18 protein-coding genes and 1 riboswitch are annotated in these 15,837 nt (G+C 74.3%); of the genes, 1 reads left to right on the forward strand and 17 read right to left on the reverse strand.

Going from position 1 to position 15,837, the window contains the following annotated elements:
* The 7 genes from RYN42_RS15480 to RYN42_RS15510 form a co-directional block, all read right to left on the reverse strand.
* Positions 1-2,001: DEAD/DEAH box helicase (locus RYN42_RS15480; RefSeq protein WP_315097624.1), on the reverse strand; the 2,001-nt coding region annotated here is incomplete at its 3' end.
* 96 nt (positions 2,002-2,097) lie between these two features.
* Positions 2,098-3,012 carry a diacylglycerol kinase family protein gene (locus RYN42_RS15485; RefSeq protein WP_315097625.1) on the reverse strand — a complete coding sequence of 305 codons (915 nt, stop codon included), beginning with the start codon at positions 3,010-3,012 and terminating at the stop codon, positions 2,098-2,100.
* Entirely contained in the window at positions 3,009-3,791 is a 783-nt protein-coding gene (gene tatC / locus RYN42_RS15490) for a twin-arginine translocase subunit TatC (protein ID WP_315097655.1), read from the reverse strand. The genes RYN42_RS15485 and tatC overlap by 4 nt, the downstream gene beginning before the upstream one ends.
* A 43-nt stretch (positions 3,792-3,834) precedes the next feature.
* A complete protein-coding gene (gene tatA / locus RYN42_RS15495; RefSeq protein ID WP_315097628.1) occupies positions 3,835-4,137 on the reverse strand; it encodes a Sec-independent protein translocase subunit TatA in 303 nt (100 codons plus the stop codon).
* Positions 4,138-4,209: 72 nt separating this feature from the next.
* On the reverse strand, positions 4,210-4,533 hold the full coding sequence (locus RYN42_RS15500; protein ID WP_315097630.1) for a hypothetical protein: 324 nt from the start codon (positions 4,531-4,533) through the stop codon (positions 4,210-4,212).
* Between the two features lie 2 nt (positions 4,534-4,535).
* Positions 4,536-5,498: a WYL domain-containing protein gene (locus RYN42_RS15505; protein WP_315097632.1), complete on the reverse strand. Its 963-nt coding sequence runs from the start codon at positions 5,496-5,498 to the stop codon at positions 4,536-4,538.
* Complete coding sequence (locus tag RYN42_RS15510) at positions 5,491-6,504, reverse strand: WYL domain-containing protein (protein ID WP_315097633.1); 1,014 nt, start codon at positions 6,502-6,504, stop codon at positions 5,491-5,493. Before RYN42_RS15510 ends, RYN42_RS15505 begins: the two co-directional genes overlap by 8 nt.
* Positions 6,505-6,538: 34 nt before the next feature.
* Between RYN42_RS15510 and RYN42_RS15515 the strand changes: the two genes are divergently transcribed.
* Positions 6,539-7,663: a DUF3866 family protein gene (locus RYN42_RS15515; protein ID WP_315097635.1), complete on the forward strand. Its 1,125-nt coding sequence runs from the start codon at positions 6,539-6,541 to the stop codon at positions 7,661-7,663.
* 19 nt (positions 7,664-7,682) lie between these two features.
* Here the strand turns inward: RYN42_RS15515 and RYN42_RS15520 are convergent, their stop codons facing one another.
* The 10 genes from RYN42_RS15520 to RYN42_RS15565 all read right to left on the reverse strand — a co-directional run.
* The gene (locus tag RYN42_RS15520; protein ID WP_315097637.1) at positions 7,683-8,117 is read right to left on the reverse strand and encodes a PH domain-containing protein; all 435 of its coding nucleotides are present in this window, start codon (positions 8,115-8,117) and stop codon (positions 7,683-7,685) included.
* 11 nt (positions 8,118-8,128) lie between these two features.
* Complete coding sequence (gene hisG, locus RYN42_RS15525; protein ID WP_315097639.1) at positions 8,129-8,977, reverse strand: ATP phosphoribosyltransferase; 849 nt, start codon at positions 8,975-8,977, stop codon at positions 8,129-8,131.
* Between the two features lie 11 nt (positions 8,978-8,988).
* A complete protein-coding gene (locus tag RYN42_RS15530) occupies positions 8,989-9,252 on the reverse strand; it encodes a phosphoribosyl-ATP diphosphatase (protein ID WP_056094875.1) in 264 nt (87 codons plus the stop codon).
* Positions 9,249-9,953, reverse strand: a complete 705-nt coding sequence (gene pnuC / locus RYN42_RS15535; protein ID WP_315097641.1) for a nicotinamide riboside transporter PnuC — start codon at positions 9,951-9,953, stop codon at positions 9,249-9,251. The genes RYN42_RS15530 and pnuC overlap by 4 nt, the downstream gene beginning before the upstream one ends.
* Positions 9,953-10,420, reverse strand: coding sequence for a 6,7-dimethyl-8-ribityllumazine synthase (gene ribH / locus RYN42_RS15540; RefSeq protein WP_315097643.1), 468 nt, complete (start codon positions 10,418-10,420; stop codon positions 9,953-9,955). Before ribH ends, pnuC begins: the two co-directional genes overlap by 1 nt.
* Complete coding sequence (gene ribB, locus RYN42_RS15545) at positions 10,417-11,784, reverse strand: 3,4-dihydroxy-2-butanone-4-phosphate synthase (protein ID WP_315097645.1); 1,368 nt, start codon at positions 11,782-11,784, stop codon at positions 10,417-10,419. Before ribB ends, ribH begins: the two co-directional genes overlap by 4 nt.
* The gene (locus RYN42_RS15550; protein ID WP_315097647.1) at positions 11,781-12,401 is read right to left on the reverse strand and encodes a riboflavin synthase; all 621 of its coding nucleotides are present in this window, start codon (positions 12,399-12,401) and stop codon (positions 11,781-11,783) included. Before RYN42_RS15550 ends, ribB begins: the two co-directional genes overlap by 4 nt.
* Positions 12,401-13,477 (reverse strand): bifunctional diaminohydroxyphosphoribosylaminopyrimidine deaminase/5-amino-6-(5-phosphoribosylamino)uracil reductase RibD, encoded by a 1,077-nt coding sequence (gene ribD / locus RYN42_RS15555; RefSeq protein ID WP_315097649.1) that lies wholly within the window; start codon positions 13,475-13,477, stop codon positions 12,401-12,403. Before ribD ends, RYN42_RS15550 begins: the two co-directional genes overlap by 1 nt.
* 76 nt (positions 13,478-13,553) lie before the next feature.
* A riboswitch (FMN riboswitch) is annotated at positions 13,554-13,686 on the reverse strand.
* A gap of 64 nt (positions 13,687-13,750) precedes the next feature.
* The gene (rpe, locus tag RYN42_RS15560; RefSeq protein WP_315097651.1) at positions 13,751-14,410 is read right to left on the reverse strand and encodes a ribulose-phosphate 3-epimerase; all 660 of its coding nucleotides are present in this window, start codon (positions 14,408-14,410) and stop codon (positions 13,751-13,753) included.
* Between the two features lie 19 nt (positions 14,411-14,429).
* Positions 14,430-15,837, reverse strand: a 1,408-nt coding sequence (locus tag RYN42_RS15565; RefSeq protein ID WP_315097653.1) for a transcription antitermination factor NusB, incomplete at its 5' end; no start/stop codon positions are given.

The following is a 15,837-nucleotide window of genomic DNA, read 5'->3' on the forward strand; positions in this document are numbered from 1 at the left end:
GCCGACCGTCGAGCGCAGGGCCGCGGCCACGTCGCGCCGTGCCGCTGGGACGCGGGCCGTGAACCCGCGCGGGACGCGCAGGAAGCCCACCGTGCGCGCGCCCTGGCCGACGTCCGCGACGGTGAGCCTGCGGACCTGGCGGTCGACGGTGAGCACCGTGGGGCGCGGGCCGTCGAAGCCGCCGTCGCCGCCCGGGTCGATCACCACGGCGTGCCCGGACCGGCGTCCCACGGGGATCTCGAGCACGTCTCCCACCCGCAGGCCCTCGAGCGTGCGGGCCACCTCCGCCCGGCGGGCGGACGCCTCGGCCCGTGTCAGGTCCTTCTCGCGCGCCGTGATCTGCCGGCGCAGGTCGGCGTACTCCGCGAAGTCGCCCAGGTGGCACACCATCGCGCGCGCGTACCCCTCCAGAGCCTCTGCGTGCCCCTGTGCCTGCCGCGCGAGCCCCACCACGCCGCGGTCGGCCTGGAACTGCGCGAAGGACGTCTCGAGCACCTCACGAGCCCGGTCCCGACCCACCTGTGCGACGAGGTTCACCGCCATGTTGTAGGTGGGCCGGAAGCTGGACCGCAACGGGTAGAGCCGCTTGGACGCGAGCCCCGCCAGCTGCACGGGGTCGAGTCCGGGGTGCGCGACGACGACCGCGTGCCCCTCCGTGTCGATCCCCCGCCGCCCCGCGCGGCCGGTGAGCTGCGTGTACTCCCCCGGGGTGACGTCGACGTGGCTCGAGCCGTCCCACTTGACCAGCTTCTCCAGCACCACCGAGCGGGCGGGCATGTTGATGCCTAGCGCGAGCGTCTCGGTGGCGAACACCACCTTCACGAGCCCGCGGGAGAACAGGTCCTCGACCGTCTCCTTGAACAGGGGCAGCATCCCCGCGTGGTGGGCGGCGACGCCCCGGGACAGCGACTCGCTGAACTCCCAGTAGCCCAGCACGTCGAGGTCCTCGGGCGGCACGGCGGCGCACCGCTCCTCCACGATGCGGCGGATGTCGGCCTGCTCCGCGGGAGTGGTCAGCCGGACACCGGCGGCGAGGCACTGCTGCACCGCCCCCTGGCACCCCGCCCGGGAGAAGATGAACACGATCGCCGGCAGGAGCCCGTCGCGGTCCAGGGCGTCGACCACCGCGAACCGCGGGGTCGGGCGCCCGCCCCCGGGACGTCCCCCGCCGGGCCGGGCGCGTCCGCCGCGGTCGCGCGGACCGCGGCGGTGCTGTCCCGGCTCCTCGCGGTCGCTGCGGCGCAGCAGGTGGGTCAGGTCAGGGTTGATGGGCGGGTCGACCCCGGGATCCGTCGGGTCCACGTGGCCGGCGTACAGGTCGAGCAGGTCGCCGCGTACCAGCACGTGCTGACCCAGCGGGACCGGCCGGTGCTCGCTGACCACCACCTCGGTGTCGCCGCGTACGGTCGCCAACCAGTCGCCGAACTCCTCGGCGTTGGACACCGTGGCCGACAGCGAGACCAGCTGGACGTCGTCGGTCAGGTGGATGATCACCTCTTCCCAGACCGGCCCCCGGAAGCGGTCGGCGAGGTAGTGCACCTCGTCCATGACCACGAAGCCGAGTCCCTGCAGGGTGCTCGACCCGGCGTAGAGCATGTTGCGCAGGACCTCGGTGGTCATCACGACGACGGGCGCCTCGCCGTTGATCGTCGTATCGCCCGTGAGCAGCCCCACGCGCTCGGACCCGTAGCGGCGGACCAGGTCGGAGTACTTCTGGTTGGACAGGGCCTTGATCGGCGTCGTGTAGAACGCCTTGCGGCCCGACGCGAGCGCCAGGTGGACGGCGAACTCCCCGACCACGGTCTTGCCCGCCCCGGTGGGCGCCGCGACCAGGACCCCGCTGCCGCGCTCCAGGGCCTGGCACGCGTCGACCTGGAAGTCGTCGAGCGGGAAGCCGAGCAGCTCGCGGAACCGGCCGAGCTCGCTGCGGTCCACCTCGGCCCGGCGCCGCGCGGCCGCGTACCGCTCGGCCGGCGACGGCTCGGGCGGGGGCGCGCTCACCCGTGGGGAGGACGACGGCGGGACGGATCTCCGGGAGCGGGACACCACGTGCACACCCTAGGCACACCGCGCGGGACCCGGCCTCGCGGCGCGCGTTCAGCCCAGGACGGACAGGGCGCCGGGGTCCGCCGTGACCCGCAGCGGGAGGGGTCCGACCCGCTCCCCGTCCGCGAAGGCGACGGGCGGGACGGGTCCGTGCTCGACCAACGGCTCGATGAGGACCGACCGGCTGCGGTGGATGTGGACGGCGGGGTGTCCGACGTGCCTGCCCTGCGGGATGCCCGGGAAGATCTTCAGCACCCCGGTCCTGGTGAACGGGCCGGCCAGCACGACGTCCAGCAGTCCGTCGTCCACCTCCGCGTCCGGGGCGATCTTGAACCCGCCGCCGAACCAGGGGGTGTTGGCGACCGCGACGAGCGTGCCGGGCGACTCCCACACCAGGTCGTCCAGCGTGACGCGGTACCCGTAGGGCCGGAACCCCCCGAGCTCGGCCACGAGCGCACGGACGTAGCGCCCTGCTCCCTTGGGCCAGACCATCTCGTTGGCGCGCGCGTTGATCGCGGCGTCGAACCCGCAGGAGAGGACACCGAGGTACCACTCGCGCGCCGCGTGCTCGGGCGACCCGACGCGCACGGCGTCGACCCGTCGCGGGCCGAGCTGCAGCCCTAGCTCGATCGCCCGGATCGACGCCTCCACGTCGCCGCGCGCCAGGCCCAGGGAGCGGGCGATGTCGTTGCCGGTGCCGGCGGCCACGATGCCGAGCGGCAGGCCGGTGCCCGCCACGACGTTCACGCCGAGGTGCACCATGCCGTCCCCGCCGACGACCACCAACGCGTCCAGACCCTGCACCGCCGCCGCCCGCGCGCGGTCCGTCGCCTGGGCCAGCGTGGCGGCCGAGAGGTCCTCGACCTTGAAGCCGCGCGACCGCAGGAGATCGTGCGCACGACGTCCGGCCGGCATGCCGCGCCCCCGTCCGGCGGTCGGGTTGACGACGAGGCCGAGGTGGATCACGCGGTGCCCGGCTCGTCGGCCGTCGAGCCGTCGAGCCGCGGCAGCCCGGCGGCCACCCGCTGCCGGTCGACCCGGCGGTCGTGCAGCACGCACACACCGAGGGCCAGGAAGTACAGGGCGCTCATCGGGACGGCGACGGCGAGCATCGTCACCGCGTCGGGGGTGGGCGTCACGATCGCGGCGAACACGAACGAGAGCAGCACGGCCCACCGCCAGCTCCGGCGCCACGTGGCGGCCGTCCCGATGCCGGCGAAGTTCAGAGCCACCATGACGACCGGCAGCAGGAACGCCACCCCGAAGGCCAGCATGATCCGCATGACGAAGCCCAGGTACGTCTGCGCGTCGATGAGGTTGGTGGCGCCGGTCGGCGTGAACTCGGTGAGCAGCCGCACCGCGTTGGGCAGGACCCACCACGCCATGAACGCGCCGGCGAGGAACAGCGGCACGGCCACGCCCACGAAGCCAAACGCGTAGAGCCGCTCGCGACGGGTGAGCCCCGGGGTCACGAACGCCCAGAACTGGTACAGCCACCACGGGCTGGACAGGATCACGCCGAGGAAGAACGAGACCTTGACCCGCATGTCGAACGAGGTGGCGATGCCCGCGAAGTTCAGGGCGATGAGGTCCCCGCGCTCCTCCGCCACGAGCACGATGGGCCGCTGGAGCGCGCTGAACACGGGGTCGTAGAGGAACCAGCCGACCACCGCGCCCACCACGATGCCGAGGGCGGCGAGGAAGACCCGACGACGCAGCTCGACCAGATGGGCGCGCAGCGGCATCCGGCCGCCGGGTTCACCCCCGCGGCGAGCGTTCACGAGCGGATCAGGCCTTCGGGGGCGCGTTGCCCTCGGACGGCTCCGTGACGGGCCGGACCGGGGTCACGTACCGGGGCTCGGCCGCAGGAGGGACCACGGGGGGGGCGCCGACCGGCGTCACGCCGGGTGCGGCGGTCGCGGCAGGGCCGGCGGGAGCGTCGTCGTCCCGCAGGTCCTTGACCTCACGCTTGAAGATCTTCATCGACTGGCCCACGCTCTGGGCCAGGTCGGGCAGCCGCTTCGCGCCGAACAGCAAGACGACGACGATCAGCACGATGATCACGTGCCAGGCGCTGATGTTTCGTAACACGTCGAGTCCTCCGTCGGATGTCGATGACCTGGCGATCCTACCCGCGTCCCCGGGCAGAGGGACGCCGCGGGCTCACCGCCAGTAGGCCGCCCAGCGCAGCCGGGTGGCCGCGCGCCGTTCCTCCCGCGAGGCCCTGCGCTCCGCCGCCTCGGTGCGCAGCGCGGTGAACCGGGCCTGCAGGAGGTCTCGGTCACCGAAGAGCGTCGGGCCCGTCTCCGGGCTCCCGGCCGCGGCACGGAGCTCCTCGACACGGTCCGCCAGCTGCGCCGTGACCTCGCCCGCTCGGGCCAGCTCGCGCCAGAGCGCGACCGCGGACCGCCACAGGCGGCGACCGAGCAGGAACGTCCCGGCGAGCGTCGCCAGGACGAGCACGGTCCAGACCGAGAACCAGAGCATCCTCAGACCGCCTCCCCGTACGCCCGCAGCGCCGCCCGTGCGGCGGCGGCAACCTCGCGGGCGATGCGTGCCGGGCGGATCTGGAGGACCTCGTCGGCCACCTGGAGCACGAGGTGCCGGAGCCAGGCGTGCTGGACCACCCTCAGGTCGATCTCGAACGAGCCGTCCTCCAGGTTGCGCACCGCGTCGACCGGCGTCGTCTCGGCCACCCATCGCGCCTGGCTGGTCAGGTGCAGGGTCACCAGCTCACCCTCGGGGCCGGGCGAGAAGACGTCCGCACCCTCGCGCACCTGGTGGTCGACGCTCGGCGTGTCGAGCACCTCGGCGGCCAGGACGCGGTCCACCCGGAACAACCGCTCGCCGTCCACCAGCAGGCACCAGCCGAGCAGGTACGAGCGCTCGTCGTCGGTGACCAGGCGGACGGGGTCGACGTCGCGCTCGGTGGTGACGTCGGACGCGTTGACGTACCGCAGGTGCAGCCGCCGACCGTGCCGCAGCGCGGTCGCCACCGCCGCCGCGACGTCCGGAGCGGCGTCGACCGAGAGCTGCACGTCCACCGCGGCCGCGGCGTCGCCCGTGGCCGCCGTGAGCTTGGCCAGCGCGGAGCGCAGCACGGCCGCCCGCTCGGGGTCCATCGCGTCGCCCAGGGCGGCGTCGACGGCCCGCAGCGCGGCGACCAGCGCGACCGCCTCGCGCGCACCGAGCCGCAGCGGGCGGGTCATCCCGCGGGACTCGGTGAGGCGCACGACGCCCCGCTCGTAGGAGGCGGCGTCGAAGTCGATGAGGTCGTGCGGGTAGTAGCCGGGCGTGCCCGTGACCCACAGGGTGTCGATGTCCTCCATCACCTGCCGGGCGCTCACCCCGAACTGCTCGGCGATCGCCTCGACCGGGACGCCCTCGTGGCGGTCCAGGTAGGTGATCATCCCGAGCATCCGCAGGAGCCGGTCGCTCGCGCGCTCAGCCATCGACGCCCACCCCCTGGTCGAGCGTCGCGGCGGTGCGCAGGAGGTGCAGGACCGAGCTGCGCAGCCCGTCCGGGGCCAGCACGACGACGGCGTCGCCGTAGCCGACCAGCTCCTCGGCCAGCTCCCACTCGGCCCGGAACGGCAGGTGCACGAGGTCGCGGTTCTCCAGCAACGGGTCGGCCGAGCGGTCCGGCGCGTCGTCCGGCTCCGCCACGGCCCGGGCGCGGGCGGCGCTGGCCCGCTCCGGCAGGACGGCGAGAGTGGCGATCCGCTCCGGTCCGCTCGCCCAGCTCTGCAGCGCGGCCGCCAGCTCCTCGGCGCTGGGCGCGGTGAACGAGCCCGGCTCGCCGACCGTCCTGACCGCACCCTCGATCCGGCTGAGCCGGAACGACCGGCTCGCGCCCCGGTCGCGGTCCTGGCCCACGAGCACCCAGCCCCCGCGGCGTGCCAGGAGCTTCCAGGGCTCGACCGTGCGCTCGCGCACCTCGCCCGTGGTGGCCGCCCGGTACGTGAACCGCACCGCCTGACGGGCCTGCACGGCGTCGACCAGCGGCCCGAAGGCCCCGCCGCCCGCCCGCACGCGCGGTGCCAGGCCGGCCACCAGGTCGGTCGACTCGGGGGCCTCGCCGACCGCGCGCAGCTTGGTGAGCGCCCTCGTGGTGTCGGCGCGCACGGCCTGGTCCTGCCACACCTGGGCGGCCATCGCGAGGACACCGAGCTCGGCCGCCGTCAGCTCCAGCGGCGGCAGCGCGTACGCGTCCAGGTCCACCCGGTAGCCGATGTCGTCGCCGTGGCCGGCGTCGGTCACCGTGAGGATCGGGATGCCGAGGTCCCGCAGCGTGTCCTTGTCGCGCTCGAACATCCGCTCGAAGGCGTCGTCGGAGGGTGCCTCCTGGTATCCGGCGACGCTGGTGCGCACCTGCTCCTTCGTCATCCGGCCGGCTGTGTTGACCAGGGCGATGACGAGGTTGAGCAGGCGCTCGGCGGGGGCGATCGATGCGGCCATCGGGGACCACCGTAGTGGCCGGTAGCGTGGGCGGGTGATCACGTGGCGTGCGGGTGTCGTGGTGTCGCTCGGGGCCACGTGGCCCGGGTCCGCCGAGGTGACGGTCGAGCTGGAGGCTCCCGTCGGTACGGCCACCGCCGGGGACACCGTCCGCGCGCTGGCGTTCCCCGCGCTCGTGGGCAGCCCGGAGATCGGTGACCGCGTGCTGCTCAACGTCTCGGCGCTGGCCCGCGGGCTGGGCACCGGCGGGTACGCGCTCGTGATCGCGCAGCCGGAGCGGACGCCTGCGGACCCGCCTCCCGGTCCTGGCCACCTGGTCAAGGCGCGGTACACGCCGCTGCAGGCGATGGTCCTGGGCGTCGACGACCAGGAGTCACCGCACCACGAGCTGCTGCGCGAGGCCGACGACCTCGGCGGCCTGCCGGTCGTCGTCGCCGACCTGCACTCGGCCCTGCCCGCGGTCGTCGCCGGAGCGCGCCTCGCCGCCCAGCGCGCGGGCCGTCGCGCGCCGCGGGTCGCCTACGTGATGACGGACGGCGGCGCGTTGCCGGCCTGGTTCTCCCGCACGGTCGCCGGCCTGCGGTCCGCGGGGTGGATCGAGGCCTGCGTGACCACCGGACAGTCGTTCGGGGGCGACCTCGAGGCGGTCACGGTGCACACCGGGCTGCTCGCGGCCCGGCACGTGGTCGGGGCGGACCTGGTGGTCGTCGCGCAGGGTCCCGGGAATCTCGGGACCGGCACCCGCTGGGGGTTCTCCGGGGTGGCGGCCGGCGAGGCGGTCAACGCCGCGTCCACCCTCGGCGGGCGGCCCGTCGCCTCGCTGCGCGTGTCCGGGGCGGACGAGCGCGAACGACACCTCGGCATCTCGCACCACTCGCTGACGGCCTACGGCCGCGTGGCGCTCGCGACGGCCGATGTCGTCGTCCCCGTCTTCGACGCCGGGCCCCTCGACGGGCTCGGGAGCCGGGTGGCCGCGCAGGCCGCCGCGCTGGGCGCGCGCCACCGTCTGGTCGAGGTAGCCGCCGGCGCCGACGTCCTGGGCGCCCTCGGTGACTCCCCCGTCCGCCTGTCGACGATGGGCCGGGGGCTCGCCGACGACCCGGGGTCGTTCCTGGCTGCCGCAGCCGCGGGCGTGCACGCGGCGGAGCTGGCCGGCTGACCGGCTGACCGCTCGCCGGTCAGTCGTCGCGGTCGGTCGCCGTGTGCAGGGCCACCAGCGTGGCCAGCCGGCGCGCCTCGGCGTCGGCGAACGCCCCGTCCGCCCGCTGGACCCCCATCACGGCGAGCGTGTCCCCGTCCGCGAGGTCGAGCTGCACCCAGGGCCGGCCGGAGCCGAACCGCACGAGCACGATCTCGGCCCACTCCAGGCGCCGCGTGAACAGCAGGTTCCGGACGGTGAGCCCGTCGTCGTCCACCTTCGCGACGACCGACGCCTGCCGCCAGAGGAACCACACGATGAGGCCGCCCACCAGGGCGAACCCGATGCGGTCCCCCGCGGAGAGCACCGACATCGCGATCATGATCGCCGCGGTGGCCACGACCACCACGACGGCGAGGGCGAGCGTGACCACGCGCGCCAGCCGCGGCCGGAACGGTGCTGTGAGCTCGTCCACCGGCGGACCGCTCAGAGCCGGCACGCGTGGATCGACGTCACGAGGATCGCGCGCGCACCGATGTCGTACAGGGAGTCCATGACCCGGTTGGTCTGGTCGCGACGGACCATCGCGCGCACGGCCGCCCAGTCGCGGTTGTGCAGCGGGGACACGGTCGGCGACTCCAGCCCGGGGGTGATCGCGACGGCCTTGTCCACCAGCTCGAGCGGCACGTCGTAGTCCATGAGCACGTACTCGCGCGCGGTGAGCACGCCCTGGATCCGGCGGGTGAGCACGTCGAGCCCGGCCGGCTCGTCGACGTCCGTGCGGCGGACCAGCACGGCCTCCGAACGCAGGATCGGGTCGGCGAAGATCTCCAGGCCCGCGGCGCGCAGCGTGGTGCCGGTCTCGACGACGTCGGCGATCACGTCGGCGACCCCCAGCCGGATGGCGGACTCGACGGCACCGTCCAGCCGGACGACGCCCGCCGGCTCGATCCCGAGCGAGCGCAGGTACGAGCGCACGAGCACGGGGTACGACGTCGCGACCCGACGGCCCCCGACCTGCGCGACGTCGGACCACTCCCCCGCGGTCCCGGCGAACCGGAAGGTCGAGCGCGCGAACCCCAGGGGCAGGTGCTCGACCGCGGCGGACTCCGAGTCGAGCATGAGGTCACGGCCGGTGATCCCGACGTCGACCGTGCCGGCGCCGACGTACACGGCGATGTCCCGCGGGCGCAGGAAGAAGAACTCGACGTCGTTGTCCGGGTCGGGCAGCACCAGCTCGCGGGAGTCGCGACGCTGCCGGTAGCCGGCCTCCTTGAGCATCTCGACGGCGGGCTCCGACAGGGAGCCCTTGTTCGGGACGGCGATCCTCAGCACGGTCGTTCTCCTCAGAGGTGGGTGTAGACGTCGGCGAGCGTGAGCCCGCGCGCGATCATCAACACCTGCAGGTGGTAGAGGAGCTGCGAGATCTCCTCGGCCGTCCGCTCGTCCGACTCGTGCTCGGCGGCCATCCAGACCTCGGCGGCCTCCTCGACGACCTTCTTGCCGATGCCGTGCACGCCGGTGTCCAGCTCCGCGACGGTGCCGGAGCCCGCGGGGCGGGTGGCGGCCTTCTCCGAGAGCTCGGCGAACAGGGTGTCGAAGGTTTTCACTCGGCCAAGAGTAGGGGCTGCTGGGGCAGCTCCCCGTTGCCGTCCGCCGGCGGGGTGCGTGCCGTCTGGCGCCACCAGACGGCGAAGCCCCAGATCACGACGCCCCCGTAGACGAGGTACAGCGCGGCCGACGGGTAGTAGCCGGCCATGAAGAGCAGGGGTACCCCGACCGCGTCGACCGCGATCCAGATCAGCCAGAACTCGATCCACCCGCGCGCCATCCCGTAGGTCGCCAGGAACGAGCCCGTGAAGATCCACGCGTCCGCCCACGGACCCCACGAGCCGAGCGCCTGGAACACGTAGGCGAAGGTCACGGTGCCGACGACCCCGATGCTGATCAGCTGGATCCAGCCCCGCCGACCCGCCCAGCGCGGCACGACGGCGGGCGCGTCACGGTCCCCGTGCGCCCGCCCGCGGGCGCGGGCCTGGCTCCACCGCGCCCACCCGTAGACGGAGACGACGATGAAGAACACCTGCCGTCCCGCCTGGCCGTACAGGTCCCGCGCCTGCGGCGTCTGGAAGACGGCGCCGAGGAAGACGGTGAACAGCAGGACGTTGCCGACGATGCCGACCGGCCACGCCCAGACGCGTCGGCGCATCCCACCGATCGCGGACCCCAGCCCGAACCCGTTGCCGACAACCTCGCGCCACAGGATGTCGTGGCTTGCGATCGTCCAGACGGCGTCGAAGAGCTCGTGCATCAGAGCCCGCGCAGCGCCACGACCGTCGCCACCGCAGCCTCGGCCGCCTCCGCGCCCTTGTCCTCGTGCGATCCTGGCAGTCCGGCCCTGTCGAGCGCCTGGGCTTCGTTGTCGCAGGTCAGCACCCCGAAGCCCACCGGGATGCCCGACGAGGCGGCCACGTCGGTCAGCCCGAGCGTCGCGGCCTGGCACACGTACTCGAAGTGCGGCGTCCCGCCACGGATGACCACGCCGAGTGCGACGACGGCATCCGCCCCGGCGACGACCGCCGCACGCGCAGCGACCGGCAGCTCGAACGTGCCCGGCACGCGCACGATCCTCACGTCCTCGACGTGCGCCGCCGCCAGCGCGCGCTGGGCCCCCGCGAGCAGGCCGTCCATGACGACGGTGTGCCAGCTCGCGGCGACGACGACGACCCTCAGGCCGGTCCCGTCGACGGTCAGGGTGGGTGCTCCAGCACCGCTCATGCCAGGTCCTCCAGGCTCTCGAACGCGTGGTCGTCGTGGTCGGCGCCGGGGGTGGCCGGCGTGGCGTGCACGGGCGAGACCGCGATGGGCTCCCGCTCCGTGCCGGGCGGCAGGTGGAGCAGGTGCCCCATCGACGTCGCCTTGGTGCGCAGGTACGCCTCGTTCTGCGGGGTCCGACCCACCTCGAGACTGCGGATCTCGGCGACGTCGATCCCGTGGGCGCGCAGCCCCGCCACCTTGGCGGGGTTGTTGGTCAGCAGGCTCACGCGGTGCACGCCGAGGTCGGTGAGGATCGCCGCGGCGGCCCCGTACTCGCGGCGGTCGGCGGGCCAGCCGAGGTCGAGGTTGGCCTCCACGGTGTCCCGCCCCTGGTCCTGCAGCGCGTAGGCGGCGACCTTGGCCAGCAGACCGATCCCCCGCCCCTCGTGCCCGCGCAGGTAGACGACGGCACCGCCCTGCTGGGCGGCGAGCTCCAGCGCCGCGTCGAGCTGCGGGCCGCAGTCGCAGCGGGCGGACCCGAAAGCGTCGCCCGTGAGGCACTCGGAGTGGACGCGGACCACGGGTGTCGCGGCCAGGCCGGACGTCGGGACCAGCGCCACGTGCTCGGCGCCGGTGCGCAGGTCGCGGTAGCCGTGGATGCGGAAGTCGCCGTGCTTCGTGGGCAGGTAGGCGGTGTGCGTGGCGTGCACGCGCTCCTTGGGCGGTGCCGCGACGGCCACCTCGGCGGTCACGTCGTCCCCGTGCTGCGTGCGCCACGCGACGATGTCCTCGATGGTGAGGAGCACCAGGCCCTCGGCCTCCGCCAGTGCGGACGCCACCGGCAGCCGGGTCATCGACCCGTCGTCGTTCACCAGCTCGGCGATCGCTCCGACCGGCTCCAGCCCGGCGAGCCGGCACAGGTCGACCGCGGCCTCGGTGTGACCCGCGCGGTGCAGGACGCCGCCGGGCACCGCGCGCAGCGGCAGCACGTGACCGGGGCGGATGAGGTCCTCGCGGCCCGACGCCGGGTCCGCGAGCACCCGCAGGGTCCGGGCGCGGTCCGACGCCGAGATGCCGGTGGTCACGCCCGTGGCCGCGTCCACGGTCACGGTGTACGCGGTGCGGCGGGGATCCTGGCTGTGCGGCACCATCAGGGGCAGGTCCAGCGCATCGGCCCGCGAGGCCGGCATGGGCGCACAGAGGTAGCCCGACGAGTGCCGGATGGTCCACGCGATCCACTCGGGGGTGGCGGACTGCGCGGCGAGGATGACGTCCGCCTCGTTCTCGCGGTCGGGCGAGTCGGCCACCAGCACGGGGCGGCCCGCACGCAGCGCGTCCAGGGCCTCCTCGACGGTGCCGAGGCGCACACCGGCCGGCGCGGTCATCGCAGGACCCCGGCCGTGGACAGCAGCCGCTCGGTGTACTTGGCGAGGACGTCGACCTCGAGGTTGACCCGGGCGCCGGGCGCCAGCGTGCCGAGGGTCGTCGCCTCGAGCGTGGTGGGGATGAGGGAGACGCCGAACGACTCGTCCGTGACGTGCGTGACCGTCAGGGAGATCCCCGAGACCGCGATCGAGCCCTTCTCGGCGACGTACCGCGCGAGCTCGGGCGCGAGTCCGATCTCGACGTCGTCCCAGCGCGGGCCGGGCGACCGGGACAGGATCGTCCCGACGCCGTCGACGTGCCCCTGCACGACGTGCCCGCCGTACCGTCCGCCGACCGGCAGCGCGCGCTCGAGGTTGACCGGGCTGGTGACGCCGACGTCCTCGAGCGCGGTGCGCCGGAGCGTCTCGGGCATGACGTCGGCCCAGAACGTGCCGTCGCCCGGCAGCTCGGTGACCGTCAGGCAGACGCCCGAGACACTGATCGAGTCGCCCAGGTGGGCGTCGGAGACTACGAGCGGGCCGCGCACGCGGAGCCGGGCGTCAGCGTCGTGATGGCCCTCCGGGCCTCGCTCCAGCGCCTCGACCGTGCCGATCTCCTCGACGATTCCGGTGAACATCAGTGCTCCTCCGTGCTGCTGTGCGGGGCCCGGCTCGGGTCGACGGTCGCGACGACCAAGACGTCGGGACCGAGCGGAAGGACGGACCGGGTGGTGAGGCGGACGGCGTCGCCGATGCTGGTGACGCCCAGGTCCGCGACGGCGGACGAGCCGGAACCGAGCAGGACCGGGGCGACGTAGGCGTGCACCTCGTCGACGAGCCCTGCACGCAGGAACGCGGCCGCGAGCGTGGGACCGCCCTCGACCAGCACGTGCCGGACCTCGCGCTCGGCGAGCAGGGACAGCACCTCGGCCGGGTCGTGGGTCCGCACGTGGACCAGCTCGCCCCCGGGACCGTGCAGCCGGGCGTCCGACGGGAGGTCACGCAGGCCGACGACGACCCGCAGCGGCTGGGTCCCGTGCAGCTCGCCGGCCGCGTTCCGGGCGGTCAGGGACGGGTCGTCGACCAGGGCGGTGCCGGTGCCGACGACGATCGCGTCGACCTCGGCACGCAGGTCGTGGGCGTGGTGCCGGGACACCTCGGAGGTGATCCACCGGCTGGAGCCGTCGGCGGCCGCGATGCGCCCGTCGAGGGACGTGGCCAGCTTGAGGGTGACGAACGGGCGACCCCGCTCGACCGCGGGCAGCCAGGCGCCCAGCAGCGCACGGCCCTCGTCGCCCAGCAGCCCGGTCTCGACGTCGACGCCGGCCTCACGGAGCCGTTCCGCACCCCCGGCGGCGACCGGGTTCGGGTCCGGGACGGACACGACGACGCGCCCGACGCCGGCAGCGATCAACGCCTCCGAGCACGGCCCCGTGCGGCCGGTGTGGGTGCAGGGCTCGAGGGTGACGACGGCGGTGGCGCCGACCGTGCTCGCACCGCGCGCGGCGGCGTCGGCGAGCGCGGCGACCTCGGCGTGCGCCGTACCCGCTCCGCGGTGCCACCCCTCCCCCAGGACCTCCCCGTCCGCGCCGAGCAGCACGCACCCGACGCGCGGGTTGGGGCCGGAGACCGGGCCGCGCCGCGCGAGGACCAGGGCGTGCCGCATGGCGTCGGCCTCGGAGGGTGCACGCACTCCGGTCTCGATGCTGGCCATGCTCACCTCCGGACGCGCGGGGCTCCGGGGTGAGGGCGGCAGGAAGGGTCCCGCAACCACGGCGCACGGGCGCCGCCACGCGATCCTCCCATCCGGACTTTCACCGTCGGTCCTGGAGTTCCACCAGGTCAACCGCCCGATCCTTGCGGACCGTGCGGGTCGCGGACTGTCACCGCCGGCTCGGAATTACACCGACCCCGGAGCACGTGTGTGTGTTCGTACTGCGCCAACGATCATGCCACACGGCACATTCCCGCTGGGCAGTCCCGAAGGTCAGGCGCCGGCGTCCGCCAGGGACCGCAGGGCGGCGATCTCGGCCGCCACGTCGGACGCGCCGTACACCGCAGAACCGGCGACGAACACGTTCGCACCCGCGGCCGCGATCCTCCCGATCGTGTCGCGGGCGACTCCCCCGTCCACCTGGATCCACGTGTCGCCCCCGGACGCGTCGAGGGTGGCGCGCGCCCGCCGGATCTTGGGCAGCATCCCCTCGATGAAGGACTGCCCGCCGAAGCCCGGCTCGACCGTCATCACCAGGAGCATGTCGAACTCCGGCAGCAGGTCGAGCAGCGGCTCCACGGGCGAGGCGGGTCGCAGTGCGATCCCCGCCCGGACCCCGCGGGACCGCAGCTCTCGGGCCAGCCGCACGGGCGCCTGCGTCGCCTCGGCGTGGAACGTCACGGACGCAGCCCCCGCGGCCGCGTACTCGGGGGCCCACCGGTCGGCGTCCTCGATCATGAGGTGCACGTCCAACGGCAGCGCCGACACCTCGGCGATCCGCTTCACCACCGGCAGGCCGAGGGTCAGGTTCGGCACGAAGTGGTTGTCCATCACGTCCACGTGCACGAAGTCCGCCGAGGCGATCACCTGGAGGTCGCGCTCGAGGTTGGCGAAGTCGGCGGACAGGATGCTCGGGTTGATCAGCGCAGGCACCCGGCCAGCGTAGAGGGCGTCAGGACGTGCGGCGCAGGAGCGTCAGGTGCATCGCGTCGGTGCCGTGCACGTGCGGCCACAGCTGGACGTCGGTGCGGTCGTCGTCCAGGTCGACGTACCCGCCGGGGGCGATGCGGCGCACGACCTCGCGGGCGTCGACCGGTTCCACCTCGACGCCGGCGCGGCTCGCAGCCTTGACGGCGTCCTTGACCACGAGCTGCGTCTCGACCAGGTGCGGCGAGCAGGTCACGTACGCGACGACCCCGCCCGGTCGTACTGCCTGCAGGGCGGAGACCAGCAGGTCGCGCTGGAGCGCGCTGAGCCCGGCGAGGTCGGCGGGGGTGCGCCGCCAACGAGCCTCCGGTCGACGCCGCAGGGCGCCGAGGCCGGTGCAGGGTGCGTCGACCATGACCCGGTCGTACGTGCCTGGTTCGTCCGCGCCGACCGTGCGCCCGTCGCCCGTGCGCACGTCCTCGACAGAGTCCGCCGGCACCGACCGCAGAGCCTGCTCGACGAGCTTCGTGCGGTGCGCCTGGACCTCGTTGGCGACGATGCGGGCACCGCGTTCCCCGGCGACGGCAGCGAGCAGCGCGGCCTTGCCACCCGGGCCGGCGCACAGGTCGAGCCAGCGCTCGTCCCGACCCTCGAGCGGCGCCTCCGTGAGCGCGAGCGCGACGAGCTGGCTGCCCTCGTCCTGCACCCCCGCGCGGCCGTCGCGGACGCTCGGCAGCGCCGCGGGGTCACCGCCGGGGAGGATCACGGCCGTGGGGGTGAGGGCGCCGAACAGGCCCTCGGCCTCCTCGATCAGCTCCTCCTGGTCCACCAGGCCGGGACGGGCGACGAGCGTGACGCGCGGTGCCCAGTTGTCCGCGGCGAGCAGCGCCTCGATCTCGTCGGCGGACCGGCCGTTGCCGACGAGCGCCTCGCGCATCGCGCGGACGATCCACAGCGGGTGGCTCTGCGTCACGGACAACCGGGCGAGCTCGTCCTCGCCGGCCGCCTCGGTGATCCGCTGCTCCCACTCCTCGGGCGTCGAGCGCCCCACGGTGCGCAGGACGGCGTTGACGAACTGCGACGGGCCGGTGCCCAGCTGCTCCCGGGCCAGCCCGACGGTCTCGGAGACGGCGGCGTGGGCCGGCACGCGCATGCCGAGGAGCTGGTGCACGCCGAGCCGCAGGACGTCGAGCGCGGGCGCGTCGACGGCCTCGACCGCACGAGCGGCCGCGAGGGCGATGATCGCGTCGTACCGGCCCCGCAGCCGCAGCGTCCCGTAGGCGAGCTCGGTGGCGAACGCGGCGTCCCGCCCGGCGATCCGGCGCTCCCGCAGCAGCGGAGGCAGGACCAGGTTGGCGTACGAGTCGGACCCGTCCACGGCGCGCAGCACGTCGTAGGCCGCCGTCCGCGCCGGGTCGCTGCCCCGTCGGCGC

The organism is uncultured Cellulomonas sp., assembly GCF_963527515.1.
Classification (GTDB): Bacteria; Actinomycetota; Actinomycetes; order Actinomycetales; family Cellulomonadaceae; genus Cellulomonas.

Bases quoted from the DNA above. Each gene is read 5' to 3' on its own strand.
- RYN42_RS15500 (WP_315097630.1), bottom strand. From the start codon at position 4,533: ATGCTCTGGTTCTCGGTCTGGACCGTGCTCGTCCTGGCGACGCTCGCC.
- ribH (WP_315097643.1), bottom strand. From the start codon at position 10,420: ATGAGCGGTGCTGGAGCACCCACCCTGACCGTCGACGGGACCGGCCTG.
- tatC (WP_315097655.1), bottom strand. From the start codon at position 3,791: ATGCCGCTGCGCGCCCATCTGGTCGAGCTGCGTCGTCGGGTCTTCCTC.
- ribD (WP_315097649.1), bottom strand. From the start codon at position 13,477: ATGGCCAGCATCGAGACCGGAGTGCGTGCACCCTCCGAGGCCGACGCC.
- RYN42_RS15550 (WP_315097647.1), bottom strand. From the start codon at position 12,401: ATGTTCACCGGAATCGTCGAGGAGATCGGCACGGTCGAGGCGCTGGAG.
- RYN42_RS15510 (WP_315097633.1), bottom strand. From the start codon at position 6,504: ATGGCCGCATCGATCGCCCCCGCCGAGCGCCTGCTCAACCTCGTCATC.
- pnuC (WP_315097641.1), bottom strand. From the start codon at position 9,953: ATGCACGAGCTCTTCGACGCCGTCTGGACGATCGCAAGCCACGACATC.
- RYN42_RS15505 (WP_315097632.1), bottom strand. From the start codon at position 5,498: ATGGCTGAGCGCGCGAGCGACCGGCTCCTGCGGATGCTCGGGATGATC.
- ribB (WP_315097645.1), bottom strand. From the start codon at position 11,784: ATGACCGCGCCGGCCGGTGTGCGCCTCGGCACCGTCGAGGAGGCCCTG.